This window comes from Dactylosporangium sp. NPDC049525, from assembly GCF_040676755.1.
Lineage (GTDB): Bacteria > Actinomycetota > Actinomycetes > Mycobacteriales > Micromonosporaceae > Dactylosporangium.
The window spans coordinates 18,572-31,316 of sequence record NZ_JBFAPO010000047.1 but is presented as its reverse complement, the minus strand read 5'-3'; the positions used below and the strand labels follow the sequence as shown (position 1 = coordinate 31,316).

Here is a 12,745-nt window from a genome sequence, read left to right as displayed (position 1 = left end):
GGAAACCGGTGATGCTTGGTGCCGCATCGGCATGCAGCCCCCTGACCGAAGCGGTGCCCGCGCCCGCGGATCGGCGGCGTTCACGGCTGCGGGCTCGTGCCGCTTGTGGGCTCGGCGAGCCAGGCGTGCGCCCACTGCGCCCATCGGCAGGGGTGCGGAGCCAACCGCGCCCAGGTGTTCAGGCAGCCCTCGCACATGCCGTCCCGCTCGACGTGCACGGCGACGAGCATGCGGATTTGATCGGTCAGATCCGGCAGGTCGGGCACGTTCGCCACGCCGGGCGGCTTGATGGGGGTCATTGCTGCAGCTCCTCCTGACGGGCCGGCGTGTCGCCGCTGAGCCGCAGCGCCTCGGCTATGTCGCGGTCGGTGACCTCGAACCGTTTGAAGCCCCGCGCGACCCGGATGGATCTGATGGCGCGGACCAGCCCCGCGGCGCGCAGTGCGTACAGGTCGGTCAGTGGGAACGAGCGGTGATCGATCCACGCGAAGTCCTGCTTGACGTAGGCGTTGCGCGGGCCGGTCATCGCCAGCAGCAACTCGGCCTGGGCGCGGGTGAGCCTCAACATGCAACGTCCCCGCACGATCACCGGGCCTGCTACGCGCCGCCAACGTGGTCGGGCGCGCCGTTGCTATCGGCGGGCCCTGGTCGGTCAGACACTGCGCGGCCATGACGCCGAAGTCGGTCAACTCGACGTTCTTGACGCTGCGCATCCCGGGCGGCGTGTCATCTGAGCGGGCCGATCCCGCTGCCCGCAACGCGTGCGGGTCCGCGGCGGCGCGGAGCGGCGACCGATCCAGACCACGATGGCGAAGCCCCTCAAGGCTCATGGCACTCTCGCCACCGCGCCGTAGCATGCGGCGTCGCGGGCGGATGCTGTCGGTGCCGGTTGGGGGTCTTCGTCCGGGTGCCAGTCGACGATCGAGACGAGGCCCGGGTCGACTAGGTCCGTTCCGTCGAGGAATCGTTCGATCTCGGGGTGGGTACGGGCGCGGAATGGTCCGTGGCCGGCGGCGGGTTGGGTCAGGTCGGTGAGGGATCTGGTCGTGTCGTCGGGCAGGGGGTCGAAGGTGACGTGCGACAAGGCGACGTAACTGCCGGGTGGGAGCCCTTCGATGAGCGTGTTCACGGCTTCGTACGGTTGGTCGGTGTCGTCGATGAAGTGCAGGACGGCGACGAGGAGCAGCCCGATCGGCTGCTGGAAGTCCAGCGCCGCGCGGGTCTGCGGGCTGAACAGGATGGCTGCCGGGTTGCGTAGGTCGGCGTGCAGGTAGCCGACGGCGTCCGGTTGGGGGCTGGTGAGCAGGGCTCGGGCGTGCGCGACCACGACGGGGTCGTTGTCGACATACAGCACGCGGGCGTCCGGGGTGATGGCCTGGGCCGCTTCGTGCACGTTCGGTGCGGTGGGGTAGCCGGTGCCGATGTCGAGGAACTGCCGAACCCCGGTGCGCGCCAGGAACCGCACGGCGCGGATGAGGAACCTGCGGTTCTCCTGCGCGGCGGTGCGGACGTGCGGGAATGCGCGTTGGAGTTCTTCGGCTGATGCCCGGTCGGCGGCGAAGTTGTCCTTGCCGCCGAGCAGGTAGTCGTAGCGGCGGGCCGGATTCGGCACCCGGGTATCGATACCGGAGTGCCCGGGGCCGGCGCTGGTCGGAAGGTCGCCGCCGTCGGCGTCGACGGGCGCCGCCACAAGGCCGGGCCGGCGGGGCTGGTCGTGTCGGTGCTGGTCTGCGGGGCGGTGGGGGTTCATGCCCGGACCGCCCGTCGTGGCGCTGCGGGGTTGGTGTTGAGCAGGCACGCCTCGTGGTGGCACGGGTGTGGGTGGAATGTCTGGCTGTGGTTGGTGGCGGCGCGTTCGGCGTCGTCGAGGAGTTGCAGGACTGCGCTGGTGGTGGGGTGCGCGGCGTGCAGGTGGCGTAGGTATGGGTATCGGCGTGTTTCGGTGTGGTGGTGACAGCTGATCCGCAGGAACGTCGCGTGCAGCAGCAGGGTGCTGCTGGTCGGGCTGATCTGCGGGTGTCGGGTGAGCCAGTCTTCGGCGGCGGTGTCCGCCTGCTGGATGCCGGCGGTGCAGCGTCCGAGGGTGTGCAGGGCGGTGGCGAGGCGGAGGCGGCAGAGGGCGGCGGCGTCGCGGTGGCCGAGCTGGTCGGAGAGGCGGACGGCGTCACGCCACGCGGCCGGGATGTGGACCGGCCAGGCATGCCGTTGCAGCGCTTGTGCGTAGGTGTCGTTCGCGGCGTGGACCTGGTCGAGGTCATCACCGTGCAGGTGTATGGCGGTGCGGTGGACGTACCCGGCCCAGGCCAGCGGTGAGGGTCTCCACCGGTTGGCCCGCATTCGCCGCAACGGCGCCGGGTTGGGTTCGGCGACCGTCGTGTACCAGGCCGCGGCGTCGGCGAGGGGTCGACACGGTGGAGCTTCGTACGGATCGAACCGGTAGAGGCATGCGGTGATGAACCGCACGACGAGCGGGTCCACCCGACCGGGCGCGTCGGCGTCGGTGTCGTGCGGGTTTGTGCGGACCGGGCAGTTGGCTCGGGGGCATTGCTCGTCGGGGTGGTGGCGTTGGGTGTGTTCCCGGCAGGCGGGTGCGAGCTGGGTGGCGAGGGCCAGCAGGCGGCCCATCGCGGGTGTGTCGGGTAGGTCGGTGAGGCGGATCGGTGCGGTGACGGCGGTCGCCGCGTGGTGCCGGTGGCAGGTCTCCAGCAGGAGGAACGCCTGCATGGCTGTGATGACGTCGTCGATGTCGAGGGTCCGGTAACGCCGGTGACGCCGGTACCGGTTGGTGATCGCGGCGACGGCCGTGCTGCTGGCCTCGGCGCAGCGGCCAGCGCCGTGCAATGCGCCCGCCAGCGGCAGCTGCCGGTCGAGGGCTGCGCCGGCGTCGCCGTGGGCGTCGGCCAGGGCGATCGCCGCACGGACGGTGGCGACCGCCCGGTCGTGATCGCCGACACGGTGCAGCGCTTGGCTGAGGGCGTCGGCGGTGGTCAGCATCAGGCGGAGATCGGGCGGGCCGGGCAGGTGCCGGCTGGCGTGGTAGGCGTACCGCGCCCAGGCCAGCACCGACGGGACGGCGGTCGGATCGCCGTGGGTGGCTTCGACGTAGAGCACCGCGGCGTTGATCAGGTGCCGGTTCGGTCCAGCGGTGATCGGCTCGCCGGGCGGCAGGATCCCGGCCAGCAGGGTGCCGGCCTCGTCGTAGCAGCCCGCGTCGAGCAGCGCGAGCGCACGCACGCCCGCAGCACGGAACTCCGACACACTCGGCAGGGCATGCGCCTGGCGGTGGCCGGTCATGACGTCCGCCGCTTGCGACGGGTACCGCCGCCTTTCGGCCGGAACTGGACCTTCGCCGTGGTCAGCACGACGTGGACGGTGCCGTAGCTGCAGCCGAGCGCACCGGCGATCTGCCGCAACGACTGACCGTGCTGGAGGTAGCGGCGGACCATCTCGTCGCGGACCTGAGCGGTCCGCCACCGCACCGGCCGGCCGATGGTGGGAGATGGTGCAGCGTCGCTGTCGGGCATGTCTCATCCGTTCGCGTACGGGGTTGTTGGATGGGTTGGTAGGTGCGGGGTGGCCCGGTGCCCGGGGAGGCTCGGACCGGGGCCACCCCGCAGAGCAGCGGCTCACCCTCGGCGGTAGAGGGGTGGGCGCCGCTGCCCGACCGCCTGTCCCGGACCGAAGCGCGATCTATGCCACGCACCGGACCCGGGACGTGCACACACCGCCTGATGCAGCACCACCAGAGGAGGCGGCGCTGTCACCCGTATACCGCCAGTGCTGTCTCGGCGATGAGGTCGTCGGTGGCGGTCAGGATCTGGTGGACTGCAGGGTCGCGTTGCTCGACGCGGGTGGTCATGCTCGTTCCTTCCGGGACGGACAACGGTCGGGTGTAGGTCGGCGTGGTGCTGGTCGGTGGCTGTCCGGGCGGGGTTCACGGCGGCGCGGAGGGGTCGGGCGGCGGGTCGGTGAGTACGCGACGGGCCGACAGCACGTGCGGGCACGGGAATGGGACGGATCGCGCCCAGGACGCGAGGCAGCCCTCACAGACGCCGTCGCGTTCGACGTGCCGGGCGAGCACAGCCAGTGCCTGGTCGCGGGTGACCGGCGGCGGATAGTCCTTCACAGCGGCGGCCCGGCGTCCGTGCCCGACGGCCGGCGATACGGTCCGAGTGCGGGAAGCAGACCGTCGATCAGGACGAAGATCGAACGGCGTTGCACCGCCGCACCAGCGGTGTTGACCTGGTAGCCGTCCAGCCAGACGTGGCCGGTACACGTGGCCCAGTCCTGCGGCCGGATCACCCGGAACGCGAAGCCCCTGCCTCCGGCGAACTGCACGCCTGCCGCCGCACCGATCTGGACCACGACACCCGCGCTGATCCACCCCGGCAGCGCACGTACCACCCCGCCAGCCATCTCAGCCGACCCCGGGCAGTGAACGCGGCCGGCCGCGACGCAGCACCACCAGCTCCGAGCGTGCCGTGTCGGGAACCCGCCGGCGCGACTGCGCCGGCCACGCTAACCACGTCGCCGTCACGGCGGTACCGGGGCGGCGGGCGGTGTGCACGATGCTGCGCCGACCTGCGGCGTGCAGGAGCGTCGACCGAGCACGGGCAACTGATCTGTTCATGTGTGCCCTGCCTCGGCGAGTCCCCAGCGCCGTGGCGCGCCCCGCGCCCGTAGTGATGTGCCCGACTCGACCAGTAGTTTGTGCACCAGGCCGTAGGAGATGCCGACGTGTTCGGCGATGGCGCGGATCGACTCGCCGCCGGTGGTGTACCGGCGCACCACCTCGACGGTCTGCTGCCGACGCTTCTCCACGATCGACGGCGACGGCGCGTCAAGGTTGCGGGGGGTCCGCCACATCGGCCACAGACGCGGCCCGCCGTGGGGCAGGTCGATCGGCGTGCCGTGGTCGGTGTAGCCGTGCCGTAGGTACAGGTCCCGGCTGGCCGGGCTGGACGCCTCGAGGTAGGCGGGGAGCCCGGCCCGGTCCAGCCGGTGGTGGTAGCGGTCCAGCATCGCGGTGCCGATGCCGTAGCCCTGGTGGTCCGGGTGCACGGCCAGGAACGCCAGGTGGCGGTGCGCCGCGGTGGGGTGATGTTTGTCGAACGCCGCGTCCAGGGCCTCGAACCGGTCGGTGTACGGGCCGCAGGCCAGCCACCGCCGCCGTTCGTAGTCGCTGATCTCCGGCAGTGGCCTGTCCCGGGGGAACCACACGGCCACGGCGCACCGGTCTTCGGTGACGAACATGTCGCCGTGGTCGACGGCGTGATCGACAAAGATCCGGAAGTTCGCGTACAACACCCGCTGCCGCTCCAGCGGGTCGGGCACCAGCCACGCCGCCACATCCAGGCCGTGGAACGCGGTAGCGATCAGCGCTGCGGCCCGGTGGACGTCGCCGCGCCGAGCCCGGACGATCGCCGGCGGTCGGGTCACCGGTGGAGTTGTCGGGGCGGTCATCGGGCTGGCCGCCCGATGGCCGCAGGGCTGGCAGGGGTGTTGATGTCGCGTCGCTCACCGGAGACGTTCAACCCGAGCCCGGATGTGGCGGCCTTGGCACCCAGGCCGATGTTGGCGTACACGTCTGGACGGGCGGTCTTCAGGACCAGCGCCCAGCCGACTCCGAGGACTGTGACGGCCAGGTACCCGGCCGGGATCGTCCACCGCAGCGGCGAGTCGGGGGCGACGCCGAGCAGGGTGTCGAAGTTCGCCGTCGCCGAGTATGCGATGACCAGTAACGCGGCCGCTGCCAGCAGCGGCGCGATGAGCCGCCGCCACACGTTGTCCAACGCCCGGCGCCGAGCGAAGAACACGATCACCGCGACAGCGGTCACCGTCACCAGCAGCAGCACCCCGAACCCGCCGCCGGTACCCGCCGTGAAGAACAGGTGCACCAGCGGGTTCCAGCCGGCCATCGCGTAGGTCACGATGACGACCAGACCGACGACGCTTTGCAGCAGTGACCCGACCCTCGGCGCGCCCGACCGGGACGTGTTGCCCAGCCAACCCGGCAGCACCTGCTCCCGGCCCAACGCGAATGTGTACCGGGCGATCAGGTTGTGAAACGAGATCATCGCCGCGATCAGCGAGGTGAGGAACAGGGCGTGACCGATGTCCGCCGCCGCCCCGCCGAGCTGGACGGCGGCCAGGCTGAACACCACCTCCGGACCCTGCTCTCGCGACGCGGCCACGATCTGCTCCGGGCCAACCGCAGCCGTCATCGCCCACGCCGAACCGGCATACAACACCGCGATCAGCGCCACCGACGTGTACGTCGCGACCCGCACCGTCCGGCGGGCGTCCTTGGACTCCTCCGCATACACCACCGCCGACTCGAACCCCACGAACCCGAGCACGGCCAGGGCCAGGGCCGCGCCGACCCCCGAAGCCGCCAGATTCCCCGGCACGAGGGTGTCGAAGCTGACCGACCCGCCCGCCGGGTGGAGCAGGTCCGCGACGTTGAACACGAGCATCACGGCGATCTCGGCGAGCAGCAGCACGGCAAGGACGGTGCCGTTCACGTCGACGCGCAACACGCCGAGGACTGCGACCAGCGCCCACGCCGCGAGGGCGATCACCCACCACGCGACGTCGACGCCGGACCATGCGGCGATCAGCGGTTTCGCGGCGGCGCCGATCGCCCCGTACAGCGCTACCTGCAACGCGTTGTAGGCGACCAGCGCCACCCACGCCGCCCCGACTCCGAACGGGCGACCCAACCCCTGGGTGATGTAGGCGTAGAACGCGCCCGCGTTCGCCACATGCCGGGCCATCGCCACATACCCGACCGAGAACACCGCCAGGACCACCCCGACGACCAGGAACGCCAGCGGAATGCCGGTCACCCCGGTCACCGCGAAACCGGTCGTGACCAGGCCCGCCACCACCGTCAACGGCGCGGCCGCCGACATCACGAAGAACACCACCGACGGCACACCCAACCGATTACGAGCCAGGGTCCGAGCAACAACATCAGACCGAGGGAACACACCAGATCGGGACATCACAACACTCCACAAAGTCGAGGGACAGCAAGAAATTCGAAGGGACCGCTAGGAGTCGTTAGGAATCGCAAGGAAACTACGAAGGGACCAAGCGGAGGGCAGGCGGCAGCCAGCACGCTCGAGTACGCGGGAATCGGACCGGTCAACGAGGGGCGAGAACGGCGTCACCCACAGCGGCCTCAACGAACGCCAGCAGGTGAAACAGCGACCGGTCCAACCGGGCCACCTCAGCCGACAACCGGGCCGTCCCCAACTCGCGGCCCTCGGGCTGCCACAACACCGCACCCGTCAAGCCGGTGACCGCGACCAGCCCCGCCAACATGACATCCGGCACACCGATCGGATCCCGTGAGATCAGCAACCCGGCCAGCCGAATCGGCCGCCACGCCACCACGTTGACGTCCACTGGCAGCCACGACACCCGGACACGACCGAAACGGCGGCGCTCCACACGCCGCCACACCCCAGCCCGCGCCAACCGCCGCCCCACCGCATCCGGCGCCGTCTCAGCCAAATACGCCAACCAGGTCCGCACCTCACGGTGCTGCGGCTGAGCCAACACCTGCATCAACGTCTCATGCGCCAACGGATCCGCAGGCGGCCCATGCCGCACCACACAGACCTCACCGTCATCGATGACGATCCGGCCGAACAGCACCAGCTCGCCCAGCAATGCACCGGCCAGCCCCAACCCGAGGACCCGCGGGTTCAGCCTGGAACGGCCCGTGCGGTCGTCGTGCGCGACGCAGAAGAACTCGTCGGCTAGCAGCACACCCCGCACCTCCTGTCACGCTTGCGACGTCGGCCCTGCGAGCCGATTCGCTGGAAGGTCATCTCACCGGAGGCACCACCGCCGCTTCCGCTCCGCAGAGCGGCTCGCAGCTAATGTCAATCGATCCGGATGCAGAAATGGTTGATCGAGTCCCGCGCATGGGCCATGACGATCGATACATGATCAACATGCAGCGCCCCAGCCACGCGAACACACCTCAGCCAAAGGGCCGCGACCCAGTCGAGGGATAGGCCGAGCGTGATCGGCATTGAATTTCATTGCGGGTGTCAACATGCGGGCGAGCCGACGCTGGTAGGAACGACAGCGAGCCCTCGCCAGGGCCGTACGGTCGACGGCGTCGGCGCGATTGGTCATCGTGCACCTCTTCCGCGCGATCACCGATCCACACCATGAACAAAATCAATGCAATTTGCAACGCTTGTCGGGTCTAGGACTGATCCAATCCGGTACGCCAACCCAACGCAAGCGAGCGATCACCTTCGGATTCCGATCGCGGAGGGCACTTATCGACATGTCAAACAAGACGACCGCACACAACCGCGCATTTGCACTCTTGGTCCTAGTTATAGGGACCGATATCTACGCCGTAGCGAGTTGATGAATACTCATTACCGCAATGGATTCGGCGCACTTCTTCTCGTCCTCGGGTTCGCACTCTGGCTAGCCATGACCGAGATCCGTTCCGAGTGCGGCGTACCGAAGCAGAACTATAAGGGCTACTGCACCAGGCCGATCACCGGCCTTTTCTTCGGCTGCCAACACACCTGGCAGCGCCCACTTGTCCTGGTGGGATTAGGTCAGAAGGTCAAGCCACCCCGAACCGCCCCCAGCACGAAGTGCACTGATCGTGGGCACCCCAGAGCCGCTGGCAATCCTGCCGGTAGAGGAAATCCACGAAGGACGACGCAATCGAATCCTGTTCTACGCCGCCATAATATCGACCTTCACAGGATCCTTGTCGACCTTAATCGACGTACTCGGGGTCTTCTACAGCGACGGCTAACCAGGGCAACGGCAAGTCTAAGAACCCATTGCCTCAAACCGGTCTCGGATGTAAATGAGCATGCGCCTACTAGGTATAGGTGGACCTATACAGGGACGCTAGAATGCAATCATGTCACATGCAGCTGATATACGGCTCGATGCTTTCCCGGTCCCTTGAAGTCGGTAACGACCGAGACACCGGCGACGTCGAGATCGCCTGAGACGTTGTGGAATCCAAGGCGCTGCCATGTCGCACCCGCAGCAGCGTTGTGCGGCTCGGAGGTCAGGTAGAGGCGACTGCAGCCCCACTCGATCGCACGGTCGATGACGACGCCCATCAAGGCGGTCGCCACCTTGCGACCACGCCACTCCGGATGGGTCATCACATCCTGCACGTACACGTCGGACGGACGGTCTTGGTTGCGCATAGCGATCACAGCACCGACGACGCGGTTGTCCTCGATCGCTACGGGACATGTCGAAGCGAACAGCTCGGCGTACAGCCAGTAGTCCGATGCGGTGCGAGGACGCACGTACGGCTCGCCGAGTTGCATGAGTTGCTCGACGTCGGCGAGGAGGGTCTTGTCAAGCGGTCGGATCTGCATCGGACTCCTTGGTGCTCCGGCGACGGATGAGGTCGACCAGCTGCCGTGTCGTGGTCGCCGGATCGACGGCCTCGGTGACGCTTCGACCGACGATGAGGATGTCCCAGTCGGGGGCGGCGAGGATGCCGTGGTCGCTGGCGCTGAAGCCGCCGGATACGGCGACGGGCAGTCTGCTCCAGAGGCGTATCTGCCGCGACAGGTCCAGTGGACGCCTGCCGCGGACGCCGAGGTCGATGTTGGTGGTGACGACGAACCCGTCGACACCGGCCCGTTCCATGTCGCGGGTCCAGGCCTGGCTGACCTGATGTGTCGGCACGTCCAGCAGGACGGGAACGCCCATGCGGCGGCCGGCGGCCACAGCGGCGGACACGCTGGCGACTGTGGCCGGTCCGATCAGCAGGACAACGTCCGCGCCTGCTTCGGCAGCCAGGATGACCTGTTCGCGGCCCCAGTCCGCTGACATCATCTCGACGACAATGATCGCGTCGGGCACGGTCCGCTTGATGTGGGAGACGGCGCTGAGACCGAACTCTTTGATCAGCGGATCGCCGACCTCGACGAGGTCGACACCAGCTTCGTGCGCGACTTGGGCGACGGCCACAGCTTCGTCCAGGTCGCGGAGATCGAGGGCTACCTGGATAAGGCGCCGGCCACGAAGCCTGCGGAACGCTACCCCGGACGATGGCGCCTGCAGCGTCGTGCTCCTCGCCGACGCGACGTCGCCGGCTCGCAGTGCGGCGCCCTCACGGCGCAGTAGCCATGACGCACTCTCGTCGGCACGAGCGATCAAACCGGCCCGGAGTTCCGTGGGGAGCGGGCGCCAGTCGGTCCGTTCCTCGCGGAGCAGGGTGAACAGCGCTTCGTCTTGCCGGTGTCCGGCGGCCGCCGGTGGCGGCTCGCCATGCAGCAGGAGCAGACGCTGTCTAAGGCGGTCGACGTGGGCCGGGCACCGTTGCCAAGACGATTCCGCGCTGATCGCGATAACCGCTGCTGCACTGGCCTTCTCTGCCGGAGCCGTTGACGCGTCGTCCAACAGGCCACCAAGCGCACAGGCTCGGACGTGCCAGTTGGCATCTGCAAGCAGCACATCCAGGTGATCTTGGTTGATCCGGCCGGCGGCTCGCGCAACCGCACTGGCGGCGGCGGCTCGCACCTTGTAGTCCTCGTCGCGGACCAACTGCGAGATCACGGCCGCGGCACCGACGGGTCGTGGGTTGCGGCCGTCGGTCAGTCCCTGCGCCAGAGCCGCGCGAACTCGCCAGTCGGCGTGCCCAACAAGGCCCTCATACAGGTCCTGGGCCCGCTGCTCGTCGGGCTGAAACAGGAAGGCATGCCTCGCGACGAAGACTGCGTGCTCAGGCCGTTCGAGGTCAACGGCCTCCACCAGGCTTTGGACGCCGGCAACGTCAACAATGCGGTCGACCATCCGGACGAGGTCCGGCCAGATGGTCGGACCGAACCGGCCGAGAAGATCGAGTACCCATGTGGCGTATTCAGCGCCGAGAGCGGCCTGCAGACCGGGTATTGCCAGCAAGACCTGCGCAAGCTCAAAGCCGGCGTCCTGGCGGCAGCGCCTCGCGCTGCTTCGGAGCACCTCGGCGGTTGCGAACGAGGCGGCTCGCGATGCTCGGGACAGCATCAGGGGCAGCGCTGACGTGGCATTGATCGTCGGGGCCAACGCAATGGACGTCAACAGCTCAGGGGCGTCGCCGTCGAGCGCGGAGATGACGAACTCGAAGGTTCCCCGGGCTGCTGCTGAGGTTCTGGCCCGGTCCGCAAGTTCGTTGAGCCCGGCAATCGTTGAAGCCGTGCGTCCGCGATCGACGATCTGCTGGGCCACGTCGCGCGCCGCCGCGTATTCCCTGATGACGTCGTGCCCGAATGCGGTGCCGTCGTGGGCGAGCGGCAGCAGCGACCGCGCGCCGAGAGTGCGCAGCGTGTGCAGGTCTTCGAGTGCTGCCGCTCGTCCGAACTGGGCTGGGACCACGTCGGCGAGCTCGACGAGGGCCTGTCCGGACAGCGCGTCCAGGACGAGCGTCTCGTCGGCCGCGACAGTACGCAACGTCGCACGCACACAGAAGTCGACCAGGCGGTACTGATCCGCATGGTCGGTCAGGAGGTCTCGACCCACCGACTTGAGCAAACGCATGTACAGCGGCAAGCGCGACAGCTGTTGCAGGGCCGCAGGAAGGTCAGCAAACCGGGCGTCGCCGGGTTGCCATGAGTGATCCCAGGCACGTCGTGCTTCCGCGGTACTCCATTGCTGCAAGCGAATGCCTCCACCACCACTGGCTTGTGGGGTCGGTTGGTACACGCAGGCGGCCAGGACGGGAAATGCCGTCAGGTCGACATTGGGTGGCGTTCGGACGACGAGGAGGAACCGGAGGTGGGCGTCCGTCACCTGGCGCAGGATTCCGTCGACCTGCCGGCCCACGAGGGCGAGATCATCGTGGCCCTTGATGCCGTCGATGACGACGACGCAAAGCTTCGTAAGGTTTGTGCAGGCTGTTTCCAGAGCGAGGAGCGGGTCCGCACCGGAGCCCAGCGATGCGTACCGCAGGATCTCGGAGGCGAGGTCGATCTGGCGCTCGGCCCAGCTGTCCAGTGAGTGGAGCTGGAAGTCGGCGGCATCCTCCAGCAGGGTCGCGGCGTTGAAGGTCAACGCCGACTTGCCTGAGCCCGGTGGCCCTTCGATCAGGCACACTCGGGCCGGTGAGGCGACGAATGTCGACAATTGATCGATCGCGTGGTCGGGAGGGCGGTACTCCAGCGGTACGGGAGAACCGGCCTGGACCGCGTTCAGCAGACTCCTGGTTCGCCGGTTCGACTGCTCACCGAGCTGAATACCGGCGCCGTGCTCGTTGCCCTGTACCGCCAAGTCGGTGTCCAGCACGTACCGCTCATCAGCTGGGTAGTCGAACCACAGGTACTGCTGCGGGATTCGCAATGTGTGCGCATAGAAGACGAGGGTCTGCAGGGCATCGATCGTCCCGCGGGTCTCGATGCGGCTCAAGTGTGGCTGGCTGAGCTGGAGTAGCTCGGCCACGACTGGCTGCGGGATGGCGTGCTGTCCGCGGTGCGGGTGGGTGCGGTAGGCGCGTATGACCTTGCCGATGCTCCGGCTCGCGAACGCCTCTCGCATTGCTTCGTGCTCCCAGAACGATCTAGGCATCCGGGGAAGCTCGCCGGGGCTCGCGGACGAACGTTCACACGAACCGCAGACGGGCTCGGCGCGATCGTGAGCGACGGGCATCCCGCAGCTTCGGCATGATCGTTGAACGGCACGAGTCATGAGCGCCTCGGATGATTGATCGGCAAGCGTCGAGTCTACCGTCACCGACGGCTTCCCCGACGAC

General features: G+C 68.3%; 12 protein-coding genes. All 12 read right to left on the bottom strand.

The annotated features are described in order from the left end of the window. Positions 1–80: 80 nt before the first annotated feature. A complete protein-coding gene (locus AB0K00_RS42455) occupies positions 81–299 on the bottom strand; it encodes a hypothetical protein (protein ID WP_363533520.1) in 219 nt (72 codons plus the stop codon). Further along, entirely contained in the window at positions 296–568 is a 273-nt protein-coding gene (locus AB0K00_RS42450; RefSeq protein ID WP_363533517.1) for a hypothetical protein, read from the bottom strand. Before AB0K00_RS42450 ends, AB0K00_RS42455 begins: the two co-directional genes overlap by 4 nt. 258 nt (positions 569–826) lie before the next feature. Continuing rightward, the gene (locus AB0K00_RS42445; RefSeq protein ID WP_363533514.1) at positions 827–1,750 is read right to left on the bottom strand and encodes an SAM-dependent methyltransferase; all 924 of its coding nucleotides are present in this window, start codon (positions 1,748–1,750) and stop codon (positions 827–829) included. Beyond that, a complete protein-coding gene (locus AB0K00_RS42440) occupies positions 1,747–3,258 on the bottom strand; it encodes a hypothetical protein (protein WP_363533511.1) in 1,512 nt (503 codons plus the stop codon). The genes AB0K00_RS42445 and AB0K00_RS42440 overlap by 4 nt, the downstream gene beginning before the upstream one ends. A 32-nt stretch (positions 3,259–3,290) precedes the next feature. Continuing rightward, positions 3,291–3,524, bottom strand: a complete 234-nt coding sequence (locus AB0K00_RS42435; RefSeq protein ID WP_363533508.1) for a helix-turn-helix domain-containing protein — start codon at positions 3,522–3,524, stop codon at positions 3,291–3,293. Between the two features lie 598 nt (positions 3,525–4,122). Then, entirely contained in the window at positions 4,123–4,416 is a 294-nt protein-coding gene (locus tag AB0K00_RS42430) for a hypothetical protein (protein ID WP_363533505.1), read from the bottom strand. A gap of 210 nt (positions 4,417–4,626) precedes the next feature. Further along, positions 4,627–5,439 (bottom strand): GNAT family N-acetyltransferase, encoded by an 813-nt coding sequence (locus AB0K00_RS42425; RefSeq protein WP_363533502.1) that lies wholly within the window; start codon positions 5,437–5,439, stop codon positions 4,627–4,629. Between the two features lie 20 nt (positions 5,440–5,459). Further along, on the bottom strand, positions 5,460–7,007 hold the full coding sequence (locus tag AB0K00_RS42420; protein WP_363533499.1) for an APC family permease: 1,548 nt from the start codon (positions 7,005–7,007) through the stop codon (positions 5,460–5,462). Between the two features lie 142 nt (positions 7,008–7,149). Next, the gene (locus tag AB0K00_RS42415) at positions 7,150–7,779 is read right to left on the bottom strand and encodes a GPP34 family phosphoprotein (protein WP_363533496.1); all 630 of its coding nucleotides are present in this window, start codon (positions 7,777–7,779) and stop codon (positions 7,150–7,152) included. A 116-nt stretch (positions 7,780–7,895) separates the two neighbouring features. After that, complete coding sequence (locus tag AB0K00_RS42410) at positions 7,896–8,048, bottom strand: hypothetical protein (RefSeq protein WP_363533493.1); 153 nt, start codon at positions 8,046–8,048, stop codon at positions 7,896–7,898. Positions 8,049–8,912: 864 nt separating this feature from the next. Next, positions 8,913–9,389, bottom strand: a complete 477-nt coding sequence (locus AB0K00_RS42405; protein ID WP_363533490.1) for a GNAT family N-acetyltransferase — start codon at positions 9,387–9,389, stop codon at positions 8,913–8,915. Beyond that, the gene (locus AB0K00_RS42400; protein WP_363533487.1) at positions 9,370–12,561 is read right to left on the bottom strand and encodes an orotidine 5'-phosphate decarboxylase / HUMPS family protein; all 3,192 of its coding nucleotides are present in this window, start codon (positions 12,559–12,561) and stop codon (positions 9,370–9,372) included. The genes AB0K00_RS42405 and AB0K00_RS42400 overlap by 20 nt, the downstream gene beginning before the upstream one ends. Positions 12,562–12,745: the final 184 nt, after the last annotated feature.